The sequence below is a fragment of the Mesorhizobium sp. M0894 genome (genome assembly GCF_040319725.1).
In the GTDB taxonomy this organism is placed as follows: domain Bacteria; phylum Pseudomonadota; class Alphaproteobacteria; order Rhizobiales; family Rhizobiaceae; genus Mesorhizobium.
The window spans coordinates 511946-533325 of the sequence record NZ_JAMYOG010000002.1 but is presented as its reverse complement, the minus strand read 5'-3'; the positions used below and the strand labels follow the sequence as shown (position 1 = coordinate 533325).

The following is a 21380-nucleotide window of genomic DNA, read 5'->3' as shown; positions in this document are numbered from 1 at the left end:
CAGATGTGAGCGCTTATAGTTGCGTCGCGACAAACCGGCAACCCGTCTGCTGCCGGCTGCGACAACTTTTTTCCTTTGGCTCCAAACCGCGTCTTTCCGACAGCCAAGCTGGTTTTTGCGGCATGATGCAACGCCGCCGAAGGGCCTTCAGTGGCGGAAGAACCTCGCCCTAGCCGCGCCTGCGGCAGCGCCAGTTCCAGTCGCGCTCCGGTCCGACATCGACGTGGACGGATTCGGTGTGGCAGTAGGTGCCGACGCCGCCGCGGCCCGGCATGGTGCGGATATAGCTCGCCAGTTCCCATTTTGAGACGCCGGGAACCTGGATGTCGGCGGCGGCGCAGTACATGTGCAGCGAGTTCTTGGCACCGTTGGCGCGACGGTTGCGGGCCGGATCGCGATAGCCGGAGGTAACCGTCATCTTGCGGCCGTAGTGGCCTTCGATCGTCTTCAGCACGCGAACCAGCGACGGCTTCAAGCAGGCGACATCGACGCTTTCGTTCTGTTTCAGGAGACCGTTGGGTGCCAGCCGGGCGAGGCCGGCGGCGGAGGCGACCTGGTAGGCGCCACCCGAACCTTCGTCTTCGTTGAGGTCGACATCACTCTCGTCGTCGAGGCCGGATTTGCGCTTGATCTCGAACAGTGCCGTCTGGCGTACGCCGGGCAGCGCATCGGCCGTGAAGTGGCTGGTATCGCCGGCCGATGCCAACTGCACCGGCTTTTCAGCCGGGTTGGCCGAGGCCAGGGTGACGGTGGGCTTTGCCGCGGGCGTCGCCTTGGCCTGCAAGACCGCTGGCTGCCCGCCCGATCTGCTGTTGGCCGGCGATGCCGCCGAAGCAGGCGTAGCGCTGAACAGCGAGGCCAGGAAGTTTTTCTTCGGTGCATAGGCCTGTGGCTGCGGCATCTCGCCGGCGGTCACATAGACCGGGTTGTTCATCGCCGGCGCGGCGGCCTTGGCATCGGGCTTCGATGCGCCGGCATCGGCGGCGGCACTGTTCTGCGCAACAGCGTTGGCCTGTTCAGCCGCCTCGGCGTTTGGTTGCAGCGGTTGCGGCGAATGTCCCGCGATCGTCTCGGCCGCCGTGGGAACGGCGATCGGGAAGCCGGCATCGGACTTGGCCCCTGGCTTGGCCATTGGCACATAGGCGACCTGCTCGGGAAGGTTGGCGTCGCCCTCTGCATTCATCGTCATTTGTGCGGTTGTCATCTGCGACGATGAGGCGGCCGTGCTGGCCTGGGGCGCACCGGCGGCCGTGCTGATTTCGGTGGCCGAGGCATTATAGCCTGGCATGCCGACCGACATGGTCGGGTCGCCGGCAGAGGTGCAGGACGCCAGAAGCACCGAGAAAAGCGCCGCCACAATGGCGCGGCTTTCTCCCTTCGCGAGGCGCGATCCTGCTGATCTCAAAACAAAATTCCCCCTCGATATCCGACCGGTTCGTCATTGGCGCGGCGTCGAAACGTCTCGTCGAAATGACCCTTGTTCCCCGAACCGGAAACGAGACCTGTGTCAAATCTGCAAGCCTCAAAGTAATTTGGCGGCTAGAGGATGAATCAAGGCTGCTCAGGGTTGACGACACCATTTCGCCCGCTTTTGGCGGCGCGTCAACTCACCACACATTACAGATGGTTACACACGCACCTTGACATAGGTGCCGGGGGCTTCGCCTAGAACTTGCATATGCTCGCCCGGTTTGCGGGCCGGTACGCGGGTATTGTCCCTGGCTTCGATCCAGCGCTGCCAGTGCGGCCACCAGGAGCCGGGATGGTCAGTGGCCCCGGCGAACCACTGGTCGAAGTCCCCAGCCGGCTTGCCGCCGGTCCAGTAGTGGTATTTCTGCGCCGCCGGCGGATTGACGACGCCGGCGATGTGGCCGGAGCCGGCCACGACGTAGTCGACCTCGCCGCCGAAATATTTCGAGCCGAGGAACACCGACAGCGCCGGCGCGATGTGATCCTCCTTCGAGGCGAGGTTGTAGACAGGGATGGTGACATCCTTCAGCGAAACCGTGCGGCCCGCCAACTCCATCATGCCTTGCGAAAGCCTGTTCTCGAGATAGCAATTGCGCAGGTAGAAGGAATGGTTGGCAGCGCCCATGCGGGTCGAATCGGCGTTCCAGTAGAGCAGGTCGAAGGGCAGGGGATCCTTGCCGCGCATGTAATTGTTGACGACATAGGGCCAGATCAGGTCGCCCGAGCGCAGCATGTTGAAAGCAGTCGCCATCTTGGTGCCGTCGAGATAGCCTTTTTCGCTCATTGCCTTTTCAACGGCCGCGACTTGCTCCTCGTCGACGAACACTTTCAAGTCGCCGGCATAGGTGAAATCGACCTGCGTGGTGAAGAAGGTCGCCGATTTGATGCGGTGGTCGCCTTCCTGCGCCATCAAGGCCAGCGCTGCCGCCAACAGCGTGCCGCCGACGCAATATCCGATGGCGTTGACTTGCCTTTCGCCGGTGGCCTTTTCAATCGTGTCGAGGCCGTATTGCAGGCCCTCCCTGATATAGGCCTCCCAGCTCTTGGCGCCGTGCCGCTCGTCCGGATTGATCCAGGAGATGACGAAGACCGTGTGGCCTTGCTCGACCGCCCAGCGGATGAAGGATTTTTGCGGGTTGAGGTCGAGGATGTAGTATTTATTGATCCATGGCGGGCAGATCAGCAGCGGCCGCTTGAGCACGGTCTCGGTCGCCGGCTCGTATTGCAGGATTTCGGCGACGTCGCTGCGGCCGACCACCTTGCCGGGCGTGGTGGCGAGATTCTTGCCGATCTCGAAGGGTGAATAATCCGCCTGCCGCAGCTTCAGGTCACCCTTGCCTGCGGCAATGTCCTCGGCCAGCATTTTCATGCCGCGCACCAGGTTTTCGCCGTTCGAGGCGACGGTCTCGCGAAACAATTCCGGATTGGTCAGGATGAAATTCGACGGCGAGATGGCGTTGGACACCTGCCTGACATAAAAGCTGGCCTTGTGGCGGGTGTGCTCGTCCAGACCGTCGGCGTGCTCGACCAGTTCGGCCGCCCAGCGCGAGGTGACGAGATACGCCTGTTTGAGGAAATCGAAAAAGGCGTTGCGGCCCCATTCCGGGTCCTGGAAACGCTTGTCGCCGCGCTCGGGCTTGACCGCATCCTCGGTCTCCTCGGCACCGGCGCCGATGCGCTGAACGGCATTGGCCCAGACGGCCATATAGCCGGAAAACAATCGTGTCTGTGCCTCCAGCGCGCGCTGCGGGTCGGAGAGCCAGTATTCGGTGAGTTTGGAGAACGTCTTCACCATGTCGACGACCGGCTCGGCGACATGATCGCGCACCTCGCCCTTTTCCCGCGGCTCGGCCCATGCCGAGGCGGCCTTGCCGGCCTGCTCGATCATGCGGGCCATGTTCAGAGCAAAGCGTTCCGGGTCCTTAACCAGATATTGCTCGACGGTCGAAGGTTGGTCATCTTCCGCTTTGCCCGAATCGGGTGTTTTGGACATGGTTCGCGGGGTTCCTCCCGAAGCGTTTTGTTGACATATTACCATGGGATATCTGACAGGGTCCAACGTGCTCTAACCCGGCCGCCAGGAAAACAATATGACGATTAATATTGGCAAGAACGTTTTTTCCGGCACTGGTCGTTTTTGCCGCATGGCGCTCGTCCTGCTGGCGATGGCCGGTTGCACGAGCAGCAACATAGAAGGTGCAGCGCCCGCCACCGGCCTTGTCGGGGCGAAGGACACCGGTTCCTACCCGAACCTGAACATCCCGCCGCAGGTGGCGGCCGAGCAATTCACCGACGAGGAAAAGAACGCCAAGCTCGCCCAGCTGAAGGCCGAGGAGCAGGGCCAGGCCGCGAAGGGCGGCGGCGTCAAGGTCGCGGACCAGGCTGCGCTGGACCAGCTGGCAAAAAAACACGGCGCCGAGGCGCTGAAGCAGATCGAAGGCAAATGCGACCCCGCTCTCGACCCTAATTGCAAATAAGCTTATACGCGCGACCGCAACCTCACTGTCTGGAACTGCCATGGAAGAATTTCACAAGGTCCGCCGGCTTCCGCCCTATGTCTTCGAACAGGTCAACCGGCTGAAGGCCAGTGCCCGCTCGCGTGGCGCCGACATCATCGACCTTGGCATGGGCAATCCGGACCTGCCGACGCCCAAGGCCATCGTCGACAAACTCTGCGAGGTAGTGCGTGATCCGCGCACGCACCGCTATTCGTCGTCGCGCGGCATTCCGGGCCTGCGCCGTGCCCAGGCCAATTATTATGCCCGCCGTTTCGGCGTGAAGCTCGACCCGGACAGCCAGGTGGTGGCGACGCTCGGCTCGAAGGAGGGTTTTGCCAATATGGCGCAGGCGATCACCGCCCCCGGCGATGTGATCCTGTGCCCCAATCCGACCTATCCGATCCACGCCTTCGGCTTCATCATGTCGGGCGGCGTCATCCGCTCGCTGCAGGCCGAACCGGACGACGGTTTCATCCCGGCACTGGAGCGCGGCATCCGCCATTCGATCCCGAAGCCGCTGGCGCTGATTCTCAATTATCCGTCCAACCCGACGGCACTGGTCGCCTCGCTCGATTTCTACAAGGAGGTGGTGGCTTTCGCCCGGAAGAACGACATCATCATCCTGTCGGACCTTGCCTATTCCGAGATCTATTTCGACGGCAATCCGCCGCCTTCGGTGCTGCAGGTGCCGGGCGCCATCGACGTCGCAGTCGAGTTCACCTCGATGTCGAAGACCTTTTCGATGCCGGGCTGGCGCATGGGTTTTGCCGTCGGCAATGAAAGGCTGATCTCGGCGCTGACGCGGGTGAAATCCTATCTCGACTACGGCGCCTTCACGCCGATCCAGGTGGCGGCCGCGCATGCACTCAACGGCGACGGAGCCGATATCGCCGAAGTGCGCGACGTCTACCGCAAACGCCGCGATGTCATGGTCGACGCCTTCAGCCGTGCCGGCTGGACCATTCCCGCACCGGCGGCGTCGATGTTCGCCTGGGCGCCGATCCCGGAGCCGTTCAAGCACCTCGGCTCGCTCGAATTCTCCAAGCTCCTGATCGAGCACGCCGACGTCGCGGTGGCGCCGGGCGTCGGCTTCGGCGAGCATGGCGACGATCACGTGCGCATCGCGCTGGTCGAAAACGAGCACCGGATCCGTCAGGCAGCGCGCAACATCAAGCGCTTCCTCGCATCCAGCGCCAAGCAGCCGAATAACGTCGTACCGCTCGCCGCGCATCGCTGAGTTTTCTACACATCAATCGACCGAATGGGGCGTCGCCGGACATGGCTGAAGCGTTGCGTGTTGGAATTGCCGGCCTCGGCACCGTCGGTGCGTCGGTGGCTCGCGTGCTGCGCGACAAGGCGGCGGAACTGACGCGGCAGTGCGGCCGCGAGATCGTCGTGTCAGCGGTCTCGGCCCGCGATCCCAAACGCGACCGCGGCGTTGATTTTGGCACAGCACTGTGGTTCGACGACGCCGTCAAGATGGCCCAGACCGCCGAGATCGATGTATTCGTCGAACTGATCGGCGGCGACGAGGGCGCGGCACGATCCTCGGTGAAGGCGGCGCTCGAGGCCGGCCGCCATGTCGTCACCGCCAACAAGGCACTGCTTGCCAAGCACGGCGTGTCACTGGCCGAGATCGCGGAAAAGAGGGGCGTGCTGCTCAACTACGAAGCGGCGGTGGCCGGCGGCATTCCGGTCATCAAGACGATGCGCGAGGCGATGGCCGGCAATTCGGTGACCCGCGTCTTCGGCATCCTCAACGGCACCTGCAATTATATTTTGACGCGCATGGAAGCCGAGGGCCTGTCCTTTGATGCCTGCCTGAAGGACGCCCAGCGGCTGGGCTATGCCGAAGCCGACCCGACCTTCGACATCGAGGGCCACGACACCGCGCACAAGCTGTCGATCCTGACCAGCCTTGCCTTCGGCACGAGGATTGCGGCCAATGACATCTACATGGAGGGAATCTCCAACATCAGCCAGGCCGATATCCGCGCGGCCGGCGATCTCGGCTACCGGATCAAGCTGCTTGGCGTCGCCCAACGCACCGAAAGCGGTATCGAGCAGCGCGTTCACCCGACCATGGTGCCGACGGCCTCGGTCATCGCGCAGGTGCACGGTGTCACCAATGCGGTCGCGATCGAAACGGACATCCTCGGCGAATTGCTGCTTTCCGGCCCCGGTGCCGGCGGCAACGCCACCGCTTCGGCGGTGATCGGCGACATTGCCGACATTGCCAAGAGCCGGCCTGGCTTCCAGCATGGCCCGGTCTTCGGCCGGCCGGCGAAGGAATTGAAGCCCTACAAAAAGGCGCAGATGCGCAGCCATGCCGGCGGTTATTTCATCCGGCTGACCGTGCACGACCGCCTCGGCGTTTTCGCCGCGATCGCCAAACGCATGGCCGACAACGACATTTCGCTGGAATCGATCGTGCAACATGCCGCAGGGCCGGAAACCGAGGCACAGAAGACAGTCATCCTGGTCACCCACGAGACGACCGAGGCGGCGGTGCGCAAGGCCGTCGACGGCATCACCAGGGACAGCCTTCTGACCGACAAGCCGCAAGTCATCCGCATCGAGCGGGCCGGATAGCAGTCTCAAGTTTTGCCTTTAATCGATTGATATTGCTGCGCTTTCAAAAAGGTCCAGCGCAGGTCTTGCTGTTGTCACGAGGCTTTGACACAAGAAGCGCGTCTCTGGCGGGAGGCTAATGCATGTCGCCCAAAAGTGTGCGGCGGTTTTGGGACAACGACATGCATAGAAACAAAGTGCCAACGAGGATTATCCATCGATGAATGTGGCCCAGAACATTGTCGCCGGCCTCGACCGGATACTGACCATGGAATTGGTGCGCGTCACCGAACGCGCCGCGGTCGCGGCCGCCAGATTGCGCGGACGCGGCGACGAGAAAGCCGCCGATCAGGTCGCGGTCGACGCCATGCGCCAGGAGCTTAATCGTCTCGCCATCAACGGCACGGTGGTGATCGGCGAGGGCGAGCGCGACGAGGCGCCGATGCTCTATATCGGCGAGGAGGTCGGTACAGGCAAAGGCCCGGCTGTCGACATCGCGCTCGATCCGCTCGAAGGCACGACGATCTGCGCCAAGAACCTGCCCAATGCGTTGGCCGTCATCGCCATTGCCGAAAAAGGCAGCCTTCTGTTCGCGCCGGACGTCTATATGGACAAGATCGCCATCGGCCCGGGCTATGCCGATGGCATCATCGACATCGATGCCTCGCCGGCCGAAAATATTGCCAGCCTGGCCAGGGCCAAGGGCGTTCCGGTGGCAGAGATCACCGCCTGTATCCTCGACCGGCCGCGCCATGGCGCCTTGATCGAAGCCGTGCGGGCGACAGGCGCCGCGATCCGGCTGATCGGCGACGGTGATGTCGCCGGCGTCATCCACACCACCGACCCGGACGAAACCGGCATCGACATCTATCTCGGCACCGGCGGTGCGCCGGAGGGCGTGCTGGCGGCGGCGGCCTTGCGCTGCACCGGCGGCCAGATGCAGGGCAGGCTGATCCTTGACACGCCGGAAAAGCTGGCGCGCGCGGCGAAGATGGGGATCTCCAACCCGAAACGGATCTACCACACGCAAGACATGGCACGCGGCGACGTGCTGTTTGCCGCGACCGGCGTCACCGACGGCAATATGCTGGCCGGCGTCAAGTTCGGCCGCAATTTCATCACCACGCACACGATCGTGCTGCGCTCGTCGTCGCGAACCGTGCGCGAAATCAAGGCCAGGCACCAGGATCTGGAAAAGTTTTGATTTCGACTCAGTTAGCCGTTGCATATTGTGCGCAATGACAAATTGCAGACGGCGCGTCACGTGACGGGGGAAAGACGCTTTTTCCTAGATGTCAGGCAGTCGGCCACCGGCGTTTCCTGGGAACACCGACTGACCGAGCGTCAGGACATGGCTGCGCTCGCCATCGCGCAAGGTTATGGCGTGCCCGACATCGTGGCACGCGTGCTGGCCGGGCGCGGCGTCACTGCCGAGCAGACCGAGCGGTTCCTGGATCCGACCATCCGCAACCTGCTGCCCGACCCGGCATCGCTGACCGACATGGACAAGGCGGCCTCTCGCATCGCCCAGGCGGTGACGGCAAGGGAAAAGGTGGCGATCTTTGGCGACTACGATGTCGACGGCGCCGCCTCATCGGCGCTGCTCAAGCGCTTTTTCGCACATTTCTCGGTGCCGTCGGAGATCTACATACCGGACCGCATCTTCGAGGGTTACGGCCCCAATCCGGAAGCGATGCGCGAACTCGTCTCGCGCGGCGCGACGCTGATCGTCACCGTCGATTGCGGCACCAACAGTGCTGCTTCCATCGACGCGGCGAAGGCCGCCGGCGCCGACGTCGTGGTGCTCGATCACCATCAGGTCGGCGGGCCGTTGCCGGCGGCGGCTGCGGTCGTCAATCCTAATCGCGAGGACGATCTTTCCGGGCAAGGCCATCTTTGCGCCGCCGGCGTCGTCTTCCTGTGCCTGGTACAGACGGCGAAGATCCTGCGCAGCCGGCTGCCGGATGCCGCAGCGCCCGACCTGCTTGGCCTGCTCGACCTGGTGGCGCTGGGCACCGTCTGCGACGTGGTGCCGCTCACCGGCATCAACCGGGCCTTCGTGGTCAAGGGGCTACAGGTGGCGCGGCAGCAGAGGAACGAAGGGCTGGCGGCACTGGCGCAGGTCTCGCGTATCGGCGAGCCGATCAGCACTTTCCATCTGGCCTTTCTGATCGGTCCGCGCATCAACGCCGGCGGGCGCATCGGCGACGCAGCACTTGGCAGCCGCCTGCTTGCAACCGACGACCCGGTCGAGGCCCGCACCATCGCCGAGACGCTCGACCGGCTCAACCAGGAGCGGCAGTCGATGGAGCAGGAGATGCTGGCCGCGGCGCGCTCAGAGGCCGACGCCGAGCTTGCCGGCGGCAATGGTCCGGCCATCGTGGTCACAGCCAGCAGCAACTGGCATCCGGGCATTGTCGGCCTGCTTGCCTCGCGGCTCAAGGACCATGCAAGACGGCCGGCTTTTGCCATCGCCTTCAACGCCAATGGCGTCGGTACGGGGTCAGGCCGTTCGGTGTCGGGCTTCGACCTCGGCCGGCTGGTGCGCGAGGCTGCCGATGCCGGGCTGATCGTCAAGGGCGGCGGCCACGGAATGGCGGCAGGCATCACCGTCGAGCGGGCGAAGCTCGGCGCGCTCCGGGCTTTTTTCGAAGAGCGCGCTGCGGTGGATGTGTTCCGGCTGCAAGGCGAGGAGAGCCTGGCGATCGACGGCGCGCTTGCCGCCGAGGGCGCGACGCTTGCGCTGCTCGATGCGCTTGAGCGGGCAGGGCCGTTCGGCGCCGGGCATGTCGCGCCGGTGTTCGCGCTGCCGCGTCACCGGCTGGTTGATGCGCGGGCGGTCGGCACCAACCATATCCGCGCCGACCTGCAGTCGGAAAGCGGCGGCCGCATCCAGGCGATCGCCTTTCGCGCCGTCGATACTGCGCTTGGCGAATTCCTGTTCAAGAACAGGGGCAAACCGGTGCACGTCGCCGGCTCATTGTCGGGCAATCACTGGAACGGCAACCGCACGGTGCAGTTTCGTATCGTCGACGCGGCGCTTGCCTGAGAGCTCGCTGACCGCTCGGCCTAAGCGAGGACGGTCTGCAGCCGGGTCAGTTCGCCGATTTGCGCCATCGTTGCCTGGTAGCCGATACGGATCGCTTCGTCGGCGCGGTGGAATTCGGTCAGGCCGATATGGCTGAGCTTCGGCTGCAGCGACATGTCCGGCGGGTCGCCGGCCAGCCTGGCGCGCGAAATGCGGTCCTGGATGATGTTGAAGGCTTCGACCATGACGCCGGTGATGCCGAGCCGCGTCTCGCGCGACTGACGTTCGGGATCGGCGTGGCCACCCCTTGGCGCGTCTCTCTCGACGATCAGCTCGCCTGCGCTGTGCTTGATCACCGCGGCGCGGCCGAACAGATCGTAGTGAAGGTTCACCGCAACCACGAGCGGCTGCTCGTAGGCACGGCAGACCGAGACCGGCACCGGATTGACCAGTGCGCCGTCGACCAGCACGCGCCCATTGCAGGCGACCGGCTCGAACACGCCGGGCAGCGCGTAGGAGGCGCGCATGGCGGTACTCAACGAGCCGCTCGACAGCCAGATTTCATGGCCGGTGCGGATTTCGGCAGCGACGCAGACGAACGGTTTTGGCAGGTCCTCGAAGCGGATGCCGGCTATGTGCTCGCGCAGCCGTGCGTCGAGCTTCATGCCACCGAACAGGCCGCTGCCGCGTAGATTGAGGTCGAGAAGGCCAAAAATGCGCCGCCTGGTCAGGCTGCGCGCGAATTCTTCCAGCTCGTCAAGTTTGCCGGCAACATAGCAGCCGCCGACCAGCGCGCCGATCGAGGTGCCGGCGATCATCGACACTTCGATGCCGGCTTCGTCAAGCGCGCGCAGCACGCCGATATGCGCCCAGCCGCGCGCGCAGCCGCCGCCCAATGCCAGCGAGATCCCTGTTTTACCTGGAGATTTGGTTTCGGATGCGCCTGCGGCCGAGGAGAGGCCATTGGCCTCCCGAACGTCAGGTCTGTTGCGCAATGACGCCCAGTCGAGCATCACAATCTCCCTTGTCCCACGGTCATCCTACAGGCGGGCCGTATCGAAATCATGAATATACGTGGCTGAAGTGCTGCGAATGGTTCATACTGATGGTGTTTTGGGCTTTCGATACGTTTTTTCCGCATCGAACAGCGGCTTGCTGCCGTCGTTGGCAAGCGTCCCTTTGCCATCGCTCAGCCCCACCGTCCGATAAAAGCATGAACGTCGGCCGGTGTGACAAGTTGCTTCGTGACCCAGCACTTTGACGCGCAACCATATCGCGTCCTGGTCACAATCTGTGAGCATCTCGACGACCTGCTGGACATTGCCCGAGGTTTCGCCCTTCTTCCACAGCGCGTTGCGCGAACGCGACCAGTAGTGCGCGATGCCGGTCTCGAGTGTCAGCGCCAGCGCCTCGGCATTCATATGCGCGACCATCAGCAGCATGCCGTTTTCGGCATCGGTGACGACGACAGTGACGAGGCCGCCGGCATCGAAGCGCGGTGAAAGGACGGTGCCTTCCTCGAGTACCTTCTTGTCAGATGGAGCTTTCGGGAATTCCAATGCCGACATTCGCCGGTCCCTATTTAGCGAGGGCGGCGCGGGTCTGATCAGTTCCGCCGCCGCGCACCATGGTGACGAAGCGGACCTGCTCTTCAGGTGTATCCTTGAAGACGCCGGTGAAGGTCGAGGTCAGCGTGGTGGAGCCCTGTTTGCGGATGCCGCGCATGGCCATGCACATATGCTCGGCCTCGAGCATGACGGCGACGCCGCGCGGATTGAGCACGTCCTGGATGACGCCGGCAATCTGCGCGGTCATCGCTTCCTGGGTCTGCAGGCGGTGGGCAAAGATGTCGACGACGCGGGCGATCTTGGACAGGCCGACAACCTTGCCGTCAGGCAGATAGCCGACATGCGCCTTGCCGATGATCGGCACCATGTGATGCTCGCAATGCGAGTGGAACGTGATGTCCTTGACTATGACGAGGTCGTCATAGCCGGCGACTTCCTCGAAGGTGCGGCCAAGCTCCTCGGCCGGGCACATATCGTAGCCGTTGAACATTTCGCGGAACGCCTTGGTGACGCGCTTCGGCGTGTCGATCAGGCCCTCGCGCTCAGGATTGTCGCCGGTCCAGCGCAACAAGGTGCGCACCGCGGCTTCGACTTCGGCCTCACTCGGCCGGTCGGTGACCGGCTTTTCCATATAGGCCGACTGCGGCATGAGTTTCTTGATAACGGCGTCCATAAAGGCGTCTCCCGTAGTTCCTCTCTCAGGAGGAACGAGTTGAACGGACCACGACCTTTCGGGTGTTAGAAACTCGCCCGGTTTCCAGCCCGTAAGTGGCGTGAACAGATTTGGGCAGGACGAGACTTGCGGTCGCCTTGTCGATACCCGACTACGACCATTATATATGTTCGTGCCGAGCGAAAGGAAGACGCCAGAGCGGCAATCGCTGTTCGCTGGGCGGCGACGGATTGGAAAAATATGATCGACGATGTCTACAATGCGAAAATTCTGGGTTTTGCCGGAAATATCGCACGGATCGGTCGGCTCGACCGGCCCGACGCAACCGCACGAGCACATTCCAAGCTGTGCGGCTCGACAGTGACCGTCGATCTGAAGATGGATGACGGCGTCGTCAGCGATTTCGCGCATGACGTGAAGGCCTGTGCGCTTGGCCAGGCGTCGTCTTCGATCATGGCGCAGCATGTCGTCGGCGCCAGCGCGGAAGAACTGCGCAGCGTGCGCGAGACGATGCTAAAAATGCTGAAGGAAAATGGCCCGCCGCCCGAAGGCCGCTTCGCCGACCTGAAATACCTGGAACCGGTGCGCGATTACAAGGCGCGCCACGCCTCGACCATGCTGACCTTCGACGCAGTGGTCGACGCGATCGGCCAAATCGAGAAGAAGCGGGCGGAACAGGCGGCCTAAACCTCGGCAAGAAAACGCCGGCTTTCGGCGAATTCCGCCCGGACCCAGTCGGCAAAAGCCCTGGCCGGCTCGGAAAGGTCGTTTAGTCTTCTGGCCACCAGCCAATAGGCGCCGGACGCAACGTCGATGTCGAAAGGCTTGACCAGCGCGCCGGACGCAAGTTCTTCGCCGATCTGCAAAAGATCGCCCAGTGCGACACCATGTCCAAGCAAGGCTGCCTGCTTCGAGAGCGAGGCATCCGCCAGCATCGGTCCACGCGCAGGCACGGCTTCAGGGGTCACGCCGGCCGCTTCGAACCAGCGCGTCCAAGCCTGACGGTTTTCTTCGTGCAGCAATGTATAGCGACCAAGGTCGATCGGTTTTTCCAGAGCTGGCCCGGACGCAAGAAGCGCCGGCGACAGAACCGGTGAATCGACGACCGAGGCAAGCTGTTCGGCTTCGCTGCGTGGCCATGAAGTGGCGTGCGCACTGAAGCGTAGAGCAAGTTCAGGCTGATCGCTGCGGAACTCTATCAACCTCGGGTCGACCTCAAGGGAAACGTCGATATCGGGTCGCAACTGGCGAAATCGGTTGAGCCGCGGCACCAGCCATACGGATGCAAGCGACGGCTCGACGCTGACACGGACCACGGACTGCGTCGGGGCCGCCGTCAATTCCGAAAGCAGCCTGTCGATGCCCCCGAAACTTCTGACCAACTGGTCGAGCAGCCGCCGGCCGGTGTCGGTCAATTCGACGCGGCGATGATGGCGGAAGAACAAAGGTTGGCGCAGGAATGTTTCGAGCTCGCGGATCTGGCGGCTGATCGCCGCCTGCGAAACATAAAGCTCCTCGGCCGCACGGCTGAAGCTCAGGTGACGACCGGCTGCTTCGAAGCTTCTAAGAGCCGTCAGGGGGAGGCGTCCGCGCTTCATTCGCATAACTCAGAGTTATCTGACGTCGACGTTATACTCGTTTGAAGAGCAAGGCCAGCGGCGCTCTAATCGGTGCTCAAAGGAGTGCTGCCATGATCCAGTTTCTCAACATCCTGGGCGATGTCGTGCGGATCGCGACATTTCAATGGCATGACGAGAAACCGCATGGCGACTGGTGCGAGGGGAGGCCGCCGACCAGCGTCGCCGCATGTCGGAAGCCGACGCCCGACCGGTACCCGGTTCGCCGTTCGAGGCAGTGACGGGATTGCCGGAACGGCATTGCGTTCCCGGCCCGATGCGCACATCTATCCTGAAGGGAAACGCGACGCGGAGACTGTGGTGGTCGGCCAACATCGGCATGCGCACGGCGCCAGGCCGATTCGACAAGGACGCAACTGGCCCGGCCCGTGGCGCAAGACGCCGGGCCGCGTCTTCGGCACGTCGCTCGTCCGGCTCTACCAGCTGACGCTGTCCGGCTTTGTGGGCAATTCCTGCCGGCATCTGCCGACCTGTTCCGAATACGCGCACGAAGCGATCGCCCGGCATGGACTATGGGCCGGCGGCTGGATGGGATTCTTTCGCGTGCTGCGCTGCGGGCCGTTAGGGACGCATGGCATCGACCGCGTGCCCGAAACCCTGGCTGAGCGCTATGTCTGGTTTGCGCCGTGGCGGTACTGGCGGATCGGGAAAAAACGTGGCGACCTAGACAGTTGACCGCAACTGTTCGTTACACAACCGCACCGCTGTTTACGATCTGGTAGGGTTAACCGCAGCTTGCGCGGACATAGCGCATTTAAGACAAAATCGAGACAAGACGCCTCGCTAAGCCGCTCCTGATACCCTTCAGGAGAGATTGCCAAATGCGCCGGATAGATCGTCTTCCCTTCGTTTTCGCCGTGGTTCTCTATGTCCTGGCGTGGCTGTTGGGCTTTCCGATCCGTGCGCAATCGGCGCCGCTCGGGGACGTCGAATGCACGCTGATCGTCGACGCCGCGAGCGGCGAGACACTGTACCGGCAAGGGGTTTGCGATCAGCGCGTCAGCCCCGCCTCGACATTCAAGATTCCGCTGGCGCTGATCGGCTATGACGCCGGAATCCTGGGCGACGAGCATACACCGAATTGGGAGTACAAAGCGGAGTTCAACGCGCCGAAACGGGACCGCAAGACCGTCGACCCGACGATCTGGGAAAGGGATTCGGTCCTTTGGTTCTCACGCGAGATCACGCGCCGGCTCGGCAGCAAACAGTTTGCCGGCTATGTGTCCAGATTGGACTATGGCAACACCGACGTCTCCGGCAATTCCGGCAAGAATGACGGCCTCACCCATTCCTGGGTGAATTCTTCGCTCGAGATATCGCCGGTCGAGCAGGTCGATTTCCTGCGCAAGCTGCTGGCGCGGAATCTGCCGGTCTCGGACAAGGCCCATGCGATGACCAATGCGATTGTCCCGACCTTCCGGGCGGGCGGCTGGACGGTGCAGGGCAAGACCGGGACGACCAGGCGTGGCGACGATGCCGACAAGCGCTCGCTTGGCTGGTTTGTTGGCTGGGCGCAGAAGGATGCTCGCAAGATCGTCTTTGCCCGCCTCGTAGTCGATACGAAACGTTCCGACACGCCGAAGGGGCTCAAGACGCGGGCGATGTTCCTGAAAGAGCTGTCGAATCTCCTCGGGTGACCTAAATCCGGCTTTACGGCGCCGAAAACTGCCCATAAAAGACCGCTCGCCGCCGGACGCATCCGGCTCTTACTTGATGTAAGTCGCAACCCCAAAATCGCTACGCAGTTTTGGGCGACGTGCATTTTACCACCCGCGCTCGTTTGCGGGACTGGATAGGAGAATTTAATGCTGAATTCCGTCTCCCTGACATTTCCCGATGGCTCCGTCCGCGACTACGACGCGGCGATGACCGGCGCCGGCCTGGCGGAATCGATCTCGAAGTCGCTGGCCAAGAAGGCCGTTGCCTACAGCATCGACGGCACGTTGCGCGACCTTTCCGACCCGATCGGCAAATCAGGCAAGCTCGAAATCATCACCCGCGAGGATCCGCGTGCGCTGGAGCTCATCCGCCATGATGCCGCGCACGTGCTGGCCGAAGCCGTGCAGGAACTTTGGCCGGGAACGCAGGTGACCATCGGGCCGGTGATCGAGAACGGATTCTACTACGACTTCGCCCGCAACGAGCCGTTCACGCCCGACGATTTCCCGGTGATCGAGAAGAAGATGCGCGAGATCATTGCGCGCAACAAGCCGTTCACCAAAGAGGTGTGGTCGCGTGAAAAGGCGAAAAGGATCTTTGCCGACAAGGGCGAGCGCTACAAGCTCGAGCTGATCGACGCCATCGCCGAGGATCAGGATCTCAAGATCTATGCGCAGGGCGACTGGTTCGACCTTTGCCGCGGTCCGCACATGGCCTCGACCGGCCAGATCGGCAACGCCTTCAAGCTGATGAAGGTCGCCGGCGCCTATTGGCGCGGCGATAGCAACAACCCGATGCTGACGCGCATCTACGGCACGGCCTGGGCCGACCAGGCGCAGCTCGAAGCCTATCAGACGATGCTGGAGGAAGCCGAGAAGCGCGACCACAGGAAGCTCGGCCGTGAGATGGACCTGTTCCATTTCCAGGAGGAGGGCCCCGGGGTCGTGTTCTGGCACGCCAAAGGCTGGAGGATGTTCCAGAACCTGGTCAATTACATGCGCCGCCGCCTGGACGAGCAGGGCTACCAGGAGGTCAACGCGCCGCAGGTGCTCGACAAGAGCCTGTGGGAGACCTCAGGCCACTGGGGCTGGTACCGGGACAACATGTTCAAGGTGACGGTCGCCGGCGACGACACCGACGACGACCGGGTGTTTGCGCTGAAGCCGATGAACTGCCCCGGCCACGTCCAAATCTTCAAACACGGGCTGAAGTCCTACCGCGATCTGCCGGTAAAACTTGCGGAATTCGGCAATGTGCATCGCTATGAGCCGTCCGGCGCACTGCACGGGCTGATGCGGGTGCGCGGCTTTACCCAGGACGATGCCCACATCTTCTGCACCGAGGAACAGCTCGCCGACGAGTGCATCAAGATCAACGACCTGATCCTGTCGACCTATGCCGATTTCGGCTTCGACGAAATCACGGTCAAGCTGGCGACCCGCCCCGAAAAACGGGTCGGCACCGACGCGATGTGGGATCACGCCGAGGGCGTGCTGCAGGACGTGCTCGACAAGATCGCGGCGCGGTCGGGCAACCGGATCAAGACGGGCGTAAATCCGGGCGAGGGCACGTTCTACGGGCCGAAGTTCGAATATGTGCTGAAGGACGCCATCGGCCGCGACTGGCAATGCGGCACCACGCAGGTCGACTTCAACCTGCCGGAACGGTTCGGCGCCTTCTACATCGGCTCCGATTCGGAAAAGAAGCAGCCGGTGATGGTGCATCGCGCCATCTGCGGTTCGATGGAGCGTTTTCTCGGCATCCTGATCGAGAATTATTCCGGCCATTTCCCGCTCTGGTTCGCGCCGCTGCAGGTGGTGGTGGCCACGATCACTTCCGATGCCGACGATTACGCGCGAAAAGTCGTTGCGCAGCTGAAGGCGGCGGGGCTGATCGCCGAAACCGACCTGCGCAACGAGAAGATCAACTACAAGGTCCGAGAGCACAGCCTTGCCAAGGTGCCGGTCATCCTCGTTTGCGGCAAGCGCGAGGCTGAGGAAGAAACGGTCAATGTCCGCCGTCTCGGGTCGCGCGACCAGGAATCGCTTGGCCTCGCGGCCGCCGTGAAACTGCTTTCCGACGAGGCGGTGACACCCGACCGCAAGCGCCGCGCGGCCTGAGCCGGCCAATCAGCAACGAAATGGCGGTGGATCGCTCCACCGCCATTTTCATATGCTTGTCACGCCAGTTGTGTAGCGAGCCCCATGCTCAAGCTGAAGATGCGCGAAAGACCGTTTCCCGAGCTCTCCTATGCCGGTCCGCATCAGCCGGCGTTGACGCGCTGGTTCATCCATTCGGTCGAAGGCCTGTCGGGACGTGATCGCTTCGCCGCACTCTATGATTTCTGGCGCCGGCAAGTGGTGCCGAACAGCGAGCGCGTGTTCAGCCGCATGCTGGAGCTGATCGACGTCCGGGTGCGGACCGCCGGTCAATGGCCGCCGGCAAACCTGCCCGACACGCCGCTGGTGATTGTTGCCAACCATCCGTTCGGCATCGGCGACGGTATTGCCGTGCTGTCGCTGGCGGAGCAGCTCGGCCGACCGTTCCGCGTCATGATCCACAGGGATCTGCTCAAGATCCGCGAGATGGAGCCCTATTCGCTGCCGATCGACTTTTCCGAGACCAAGGACGCGCTGAAGAACAACATGGCGGTCCGCCATGAAGCGGTGCGGCTGCTCAAGGAGGGCGTCACCATCGTCGTCTTTCCGGCGGGAGGTGTCGCCACCGCGCCGAAGGGGTTTGGCCGGGCACGCGATCTGCCGTGGAAGGTGTTTCCGGCCCGTCTCGTTCAGGACGCAAAGGCGTCGGTCATCCCATTGCATTTTTCGGGCCAGAACGGCCGGCTGTTCCATCTGGTCAGCGGACCGATGAACATGGCCGAACGCGACGGGCGTGTGGCGAAATTCGTCGGCAAGGCCTCGCTGACACTGCGCACATCGCTGCTCATCCGTGAATTTGCGCGGCTCTCCGGCAAATCGATCGACGTGCGCGTCGGCGACGTGCTGGGGTGGGACGAACTGGAGCCGCTGCGAGACCGCAAGGCCTTGCTCGACCGCCTTCAGCGCGGCGTCTTCGATCTGGCGCCGGCCGAGACGACTGGCCGCGTGCCGTTGCTGGCGCGACGCATGCGCAAAGCAGCCTAGAGGGGGCGCGGCTTAGTCGGCGCCTTCCTCGGAATCGATGGCCGAAGCTTCGGTTGCCAGGACTTCGATGTCCTGATTGTGTCCGGCCACCACCGTAAAATCCTTCTGGTAGATGCGGTCGCGGTTTTTGGCGATGATGGTGTAGTCGCCCTCGGCCAGCACCATCGAGGCAAAGGCGCCGACGGTCTCCTTGATCGGGTCGCCGGACTCGTTCAGCAGCGACCAGGAGGTGTCGGCGATCGCCTCACCGCCCGGCTCGCGCACCAGCTTCATGGTCATCTCGGCGGCACGATGCTCGACCGTCGCTTCGGTCAGCTTGCCGGCCTCGACGCGGATGTCGGAGCGGATGACCGCGTTCACAGCGCCATAGGTCGAAACAACGTGGTAGGTGCCGGCATTGAGCCGCACGACGCTGTTCGGCTCGACATCGGGTATGATCAGCGCGCGATCGCCATCGGCCGCGGCGTGGCTCTCATAAATCGAGAAGCGCAGCTTCTTCGGCGGTATGCGCACCCCTCCCGACAGCACGGCATCGAGCTTGAGGCCGCCGGCATCGAGCACGAGGCTCTCACGCTTGGCTTCCTTGCCGACGGTGATGCGCTTGGTGGCGCCGGCCCGCCCGTAGGAGGCATGGACCAGATAGGAACCTGGCTCGAGCTGGAATACGGCGGTGCCGCCATGAGCGGAGGCGACCATCGGCAGCTTGCCGTCGGCCGATTCGGGCTTGAAGACGCGCCAGACGATGCCGCGCGTGATGTCGGCACCCTTGTCGGTCAATTGCGCCGACAGCGTGATCGCCCCGCTGCTGCCCAATGCCAGCGATGTCTCGCTTTTCGGAGGCGCATAGCCCGAAATTCCGGGAAGTTTCAGATCACTGAGGCCGTCTACATTCTGGGCGGCGGCAAGCGAAACCGGCACCATCAACAGTGCGGCAGCGAGCCATATCAGGAAAAGACGCAATGTCCCCTCAAACATGCCTTGCGTTGAAGCCCAATGCGGTGGCAATTTCAAGGCTTAAGAGTCCGGTCGGCTTCTGCTAGAGGGCTCTTTGTCCGGCGCGTCGCGCCAATGCCCCGAGCCGCCCGATATCCCGATGGCGCGCTTCAGCTCAAATTCCAGGAGACTTGCGCCCATGGCGTCGCCGATCATCGATTTTCTGCTGACCCGAAATTCCGCGCCGATCCCGGATTTGAAAGAGCCGGCACCGGGCGATGCGGAGATCGCGACCATGATCGCCGCCGCCTCGCGGGTGCCGGATCATGGCCGGCTGGAGCCCTGGCGTTTCATCCTCTATCGCGGCGAGGCTCGCGTCGAGATCGGCAAGGAGTTGGCAGCACTTGCCGAACAGCGCGAAGGGCCGTTGCCGGAAGGCCGCCGCAACCAGGAATTGGCACGCTTTTCGCGGGCGCCTCTGGTCATCGGCGTGATCTCGATCCCCAGGGAAAATCCAAAGATCCCGCAATGGGAGATGTTCTTGTCCGGCGGCATGGCTGCGATGAACCTGCTGCTTGCCGCCAATGCGCTGGGCTACGGTACCAACATGATCAGCAACTGGTATTCCGACGTGCCAGAGGGCAGGGCGATCCTCGGTCTGGCGCCGCATGAGCGGGTCGTCGGTTTTGTCCATATCGGCTCCTATCAGGGGCCAGCGCCGGAGCGGCCACGGCCCGATCCGGCAAAGCTCTACGCCGACTATTCGGGGCCGTGGGTGGGATAATTTTCGACCCGGAACCAGACCCTAAGCGTCAAGCCCCGCTGCCCTGGCTCGCGCCAGGAGCCGCTCGGCGAGCTTGAGATGCGGCCGGTCGTACATCTTGCCGTCGATGCCGACGACGCCGGGGTTTCCCGCCGCCTTGAATGCCTCGACGATCGCCAGCGAATTTTTCACCGCTTGCGCCGAAGGCGTGAAGGCGGCGTTGATGACGGGCACCTGCGCCGGATGGATCGCCATCTTGCCGGTGAAGCCGTCGCGCTCGGCCTGGGCGCATTCGGCCTCGAAGCCGGCCATGTCGCGAAAATCCGGAAAGACCGCGTCGATCGCCGCGACTTCCGCGGCACTCGCGGCAAGCAGGGTCATGGTGCGGGCGAAGCGGAATACATCCGTGTAGCGGCCATTCGCGTCGCGCGTCGAGCGCGCGCCGATTGCCGCCGACAGATCTTCCGCGCCCCAGGTGACGCCGACAAGCCGCGCGCTTGCCTTGGCGTAAGTCGCGGCGGCCAGAACGCCGGCGGCCGTTTCTGTGATGATCAGCAGGATTTTTATCGCGCCATCCGGCAGGCCGCTTTCAGCTTCGTGCACCCTGAGCTTGGCCGAGAGATGCTGGACATCCAGTCCGCTGTTCGACTTAGGCAGCATGATGCCGTCGGGCTTCACTGGCACGAGCGCCGCCAGATCGTCGTCGGTCAGTCCGGTCGAAAGATCGTTGACGCGCACATAGATCGCGGAGCTGGTTCGGTGCCTGTGCCCGGCGATGAAACGCGCCGCTGTGTCGCGCGCCAGCCCCTTGTTCTGCGAGGCGATCGAGTCCTCGAGATCGACGATGACCACGTCGGCGCCCACGCCAAAGCCCTTCTCCAGCTTCTTTTCCGAATCGCCGGGAACGAAGAGCAGTGAACGCATCGGCTATGCCTTCTTCATCATCATCGCTTGCCTCGTGCATCTTGCAACCAGCACGTCGTTCTGGTTATAGGCGCGGTGCTCGAACTCGACGATACCGCGGTCCGGTTTCGACCTGGAATCGCGCACCGAAACCACGGTGGTCTCGACGCGAATCGTGTCGCCATGGAAGACGGGGTGCGGAAACACGGTCTCCTTCATGCCGAGATTGGCGATGGTGGTGCCGACGGTGATGTCGTTGACCGAGATGCCGATCATCAGGCCAAGCGTGAACAGCGAATTGACCAGGGGCTTGCCCCATTCGCTCTTGGCGGCGAAGTCGAAATCGATGTGCAGCGGTTGCGGGTTCAGCGTCATCACCGAAAACAGCATGTTGTCGCTTTCGGTCACGGTCTTGCGCAGCGTGTGCTTGAACACATGGCCGACAACGAACTCCTCAAGGTAAAGGCCGGCCATGGTCTGTCTCCTCCAATGCTTAAGGGTTGATAGGCGTTGCATACCGGGCTCGCAAGCCAG

Annotated in this window: 21 protein-coding genes; 12 read left to right on the top strand and 9 right to left on the bottom strand. The window is 63.0% G+C overall.

Translation table 11 applies throughout. The features are described from left to right. Positions 1–169: 169 nt before the first annotated feature. Together NKH91_RS05895 and NKH91_RS05890 are read right to left on the bottom strand one after the other, a co-directional pair. On the bottom strand, positions 170–1300 hold the full coding sequence (locus tag NKH91_RS05895; RefSeq protein ID WP_352482303.1) for a YcbK family protein: 1131 nt from the start codon (positions 1298–1300) through the stop codon (positions 170–172). Positions 1301–1627: 327 nt separating this feature from the next. Further along, positions 1628–3463, bottom strand: coding sequence for a PHA/PHB synthase family protein (locus NKH91_RS05890; RefSeq protein ID WP_352586952.1), 1836 nt, complete (start codon positions 3461–3463; stop codon positions 1628–1630). Between the two features lie 151 nt (positions 3464–3614). Between NKH91_RS05890 and NKH91_RS05885 the strand changes: the two genes are divergently transcribed. The 5 genes from NKH91_RS05885 to recJ all read left to right on the top strand — a co-directional run bounded on the left by NKH91_RS05885 (position 3615) and on the right by recJ (position 9588). Further along, on the top strand, positions 3615–3947 hold the full coding sequence (locus NKH91_RS05885; RefSeq protein WP_352482154.1) for a hypothetical protein: 333 nt from the start codon (positions 3615–3617) through the stop codon (positions 3945–3947). Between the two features lie 40 nt (positions 3948–3987). Then, positions 3988–5205: an LL-diaminopimelate aminotransferase gene (locus NKH91_RS05880; RefSeq protein WP_352466981.1), complete on the top strand. Its 1218-nt coding sequence runs from the start codon at positions 3988–3990 to the stop codon at positions 5203–5205. A gap of 41 nt (positions 5206–5246) precedes the next feature. After that, entirely contained in the window at positions 5247–6560 is a 1314-nt protein-coding gene (locus tag NKH91_RS05875; RefSeq protein WP_352482155.1) for a homoserine dehydrogenase, read from the top strand. A gap of 199 nt (positions 6561–6759) precedes the next feature. Further along, a complete protein-coding gene (gene glpX / locus NKH91_RS05870) occupies positions 6760–7743 on the top strand; it encodes a class II fructose-bisphosphatase (RefSeq protein ID WP_023720150.1) in 984 nt (327 codons plus the stop codon). A gap of 60 nt (positions 7744–7803) precedes the next feature. Continuing rightward, positions 7804–9588 (top strand): single-stranded-DNA-specific exonuclease RecJ, encoded by a 1785-nt coding sequence (gene recJ, locus NKH91_RS05865; protein WP_352844225.1) that lies wholly within the window; start codon positions 7804–7806, stop codon positions 9586–9588. A gap of 20 nt (positions 9589–9608) precedes the next feature. On the opposite strand, the gene NKH91_RS05860 is transcribed toward recJ, so the two are convergent. From NKH91_RS05860 to folE, 3 genes are all read right to left on the bottom strand, one after another. Continuing rightward, the gene (locus NKH91_RS05860; protein ID WP_352482159.1) at positions 9609–10580 is read right to left on the bottom strand and encodes a patatin family protein; all 972 of its coding nucleotides are present in this window, start codon (positions 10578–10580) and stop codon (positions 9609–9611) included. Between the two features lie 84 nt (positions 10581–10664). Then, positions 10665–11135 carry a phosphoribosyl-AMP cyclohydrolase gene (gene hisI / locus NKH91_RS05855; RefSeq protein ID WP_352844223.1) on the bottom strand — a complete coding sequence of 157 codons (471 nt, stop codon included), beginning with the start codon at positions 11133–11135 and terminating at the stop codon, positions 10665–10667. Between the two features lie 10 nt (positions 11136–11145). Beyond that, the gene (gene folE / locus NKH91_RS05850; RefSeq protein ID WP_352482163.1) at positions 11146–11808 is read right to left on the bottom strand and encodes a GTP cyclohydrolase I FolE; all 663 of its coding nucleotides are present in this window, start codon (positions 11806–11808) and stop codon (positions 11146–11148) included. 240 nt (positions 11809–12048) lie between these two features. On the opposite strand from folE, the gene NKH91_RS05845 reads away from it, so the two are divergent. Continuing rightward, positions 12049–12495 carry an iron-sulfur cluster assembly scaffold protein gene (locus tag NKH91_RS05845; protein ID WP_023720146.1) on the top strand — a complete coding sequence of 149 codons (447 nt, stop codon included), beginning with the start codon at positions 12049–12051 and terminating at the stop codon, positions 12493–12495. On the opposite strand, the gene NKH91_RS05840 is transcribed toward NKH91_RS05845, so the two are convergent. Further along, positions 12492–13406, bottom strand: a complete 915-nt coding sequence (locus tag NKH91_RS05840) for a LysR substrate-binding domain-containing protein (protein WP_023720145.1) — start codon at positions 13404–13406, stop codon at positions 12492–12494. The genes NKH91_RS05845 and NKH91_RS05840 overlap by 4 nt on opposite strands. A 92-nt stretch (positions 13407–13498) precedes the next feature. On the opposite strand from NKH91_RS05840, the gene NKH91_RS05835 reads away from it, so the two are divergent. From NKH91_RS05835 to NKH91_RS05815, 5 genes are all read left to right on the top strand, one after another. After that, positions 13499–13666 carry a hypothetical protein gene (locus tag NKH91_RS05835; protein WP_198030511.1) on the top strand — a complete coding sequence of 56 codons (168 nt, stop codon included), beginning with the start codon at positions 13499–13501 and terminating at the stop codon, positions 13664–13666. Between the two features lie 79 nt (positions 13667–13745). Then, positions 13746–14120: a membrane protein insertion efficiency factor YidD gene (yidD, locus tag NKH91_RS05830; RefSeq protein ID WP_031194332.1), complete on the top strand. Its 375-nt coding sequence runs from the start codon at positions 13746–13748 to the stop codon at positions 14118–14120. A gap of 146 nt (positions 14121–14266) precedes the next feature. Beyond that, complete coding sequence (gene blaOXA, locus NKH91_RS05825; protein WP_352844221.1) at positions 14267–15082, top strand: class D beta-lactamase; 816 nt, start codon at positions 14267–14269, stop codon at positions 15080–15082. Between the two features lie 168 nt (positions 15083–15250). Further along, positions 15251–17224 carry a threonine--tRNA ligase gene (thrS, locus tag NKH91_RS05820; protein ID WP_352844219.1) on the top strand — a complete coding sequence of 658 codons (1974 nt, stop codon included), beginning with the start codon at positions 15251–15253 and terminating at the stop codon, positions 17222–17224. Between the two features lie 84 nt (positions 17225–17308). Further along, positions 17309–18247, top strand: coding sequence for a lysophospholipid acyltransferase family protein (locus NKH91_RS05815; protein ID WP_352844218.1), 939 nt, complete (start codon positions 17309–17311; stop codon positions 18245–18247). Between the two features lie 12 nt (positions 18248–18259). On the opposite strand, the gene NKH91_RS05810 is transcribed toward NKH91_RS05815, so the two are convergent. Further along, on the bottom strand, positions 18260–19222 hold the full coding sequence (locus tag NKH91_RS05810) for an RgsD C-terminal domain-containing protein (protein WP_352883867.1): 963 nt from the start codon (positions 19220–19222) through the stop codon (positions 18260–18262). A 157-nt stretch (positions 19223–19379) separates the two neighbouring features. On the opposite strand from NKH91_RS05810, the gene NKH91_RS05805 reads away from it, so the two are divergent. Further along, positions 19380–19964: a nitroreductase family protein gene (locus NKH91_RS05805; RefSeq protein ID WP_352495372.1), complete on the top strand. Its 585-nt coding sequence runs from the start codon at positions 19380–19382 to the stop codon at positions 19962–19964. 21 nt (positions 19965–19985) lie between these two features. On the opposite strand, the gene NKH91_RS05800 is transcribed toward NKH91_RS05805, so the two are convergent. Continuing rightward, entirely contained in the window at positions 19986–20867 is an 882-nt protein-coding gene (locus NKH91_RS05800) for an HpcH/HpaI aldolase/citrate lyase family protein (RefSeq protein WP_352844214.1), read from the bottom strand. Between the two features lie 3 nt (positions 20868–20870). Further along, the gene (locus NKH91_RS05795; RefSeq protein WP_352844212.1) at positions 20871–21320 is read right to left on the bottom strand and encodes a MaoC family dehydratase; all 450 of its coding nucleotides are present in this window, start codon (positions 21318–21320) and stop codon (positions 20871–20873) included. Positions 21321–21380 lie beyond the last annotated feature (60 nt).

Coding starts and splice junctions, on each gene's coding strand:
- blaOXA (WP_352844221.1), top strand. CDS start 14,267: ATGCGCCGGATAGATCGTCTTCCCTTCGTTTTCGCCGTGGTTCTCTAT.
- NKH91_RS05890 (WP_352586952.1), bottom strand. CDS start 3,463: ATGTCCAAAACACCCGATTCGGGCAAAGCGGAAGATGACCAACCTTCG.
- glpX (WP_023720150.1), top strand. CDS start 6,760: ATGAATGTGGCCCAGAACATTGTCGCCGGCCTCGACCGGATACTGACC.
- NKH91_RS05810 (WP_352883867.1), bottom strand. CDS start 19,222: ATGTTTGAGGGGACATTGCGTCTTTTCCTGATATGGCTCGCTGCCGCA.
- NKH91_RS05880 (WP_352466981.1), top strand. CDS start 3,988: ATGGAAGAATTTCACAAGGTCCGCCGGCTTCCGCCCTATGTCTTCGAA.
- NKH91_RS05840 (WP_023720145.1), bottom strand. CDS start 13,406: ATGAAGCGCGGACGCCTCCCCCTGACGGCTCTTAGAAGCTTCGAAGCA.
- NKH91_RS05800 (WP_352844214.1), bottom strand. CDS start 20,867: ATGCGTTCACTGCTCTTCGTTCCCGGCGATTCGGAAAAGAAGCTGGAG.
- NKH91_RS05805 (WP_352495372.1), top strand. CDS start 19,380: ATGGCGTCGCCGATCATCGATTTTCTGCTGACCCGAAATTCCGCGCCG.
- NKH91_RS05815 (WP_352844218.1), top strand. CDS start 17,309: ATGCTCAAGCTGAAGATGCGCGAAAGACCGTTTCCCGAGCTCTCCTAT.
- NKH91_RS05795 (WP_352844212.1), bottom strand. CDS start 21,320: ATGGCCGGCCTTTACCTTGAGGAGTTCGTTGTCGGCCATGTGTTCAAG.
- NKH91_RS05885 (WP_352482154.1), top strand. CDS start 3,615: ATGGCGCTCGTCCTGCTGGCGATGGCCGGTTGCACGAGCAGCAACATA.
- thrS (WP_352844219.1), top strand. CDS start 15,251: ATGCTGAATTCCGTCTCCCTGACATTTCCCGATGGCTCCGTCCGCGAC.
- NKH91_RS05875 (WP_352482155.1), top strand. CDS start 5,247: ATGGCTGAAGCGTTGCGTGTTGGAATTGCCGGCCTCGGCACCGTCGGT.
- NKH91_RS05860 (WP_352482159.1), bottom strand. CDS start 10,580: ATGCTCGACTGGGCGTCATTGCGCAACAGACCTGACGTTCGGGAGGCC.
- folE (WP_352482163.1), bottom strand. CDS start 11,808: ATGGACGCCGTTATCAAGAAACTCATGCCGCAGTCGGCCTATATGGAA.
- NKH91_RS05895 (WP_352482303.1), bottom strand. CDS start 1,300: ATGTCGGTCGGCATGCCAGGCTATAATGCCTCGGCCACCGAAATCAGC.
- NKH91_RS05845 (WP_023720146.1), top strand. CDS start 12,049: ATGATCGACGATGTCTACAATGCGAAAATTCTGGGTTTTGCCGGAAAT.
- hisI (WP_352844223.1), bottom strand. CDS start 11,135: ATGTCGGCATTGGAATTCCCGAAAGCTCCATCTGACAAGAAGGTACTC.
- NKH91_RS05835 (WP_198030511.1), top strand. CDS start 13,499: ATGATCCAGTTTCTCAACATCCTGGGCGATGTCGTGCGGATCGCGACA.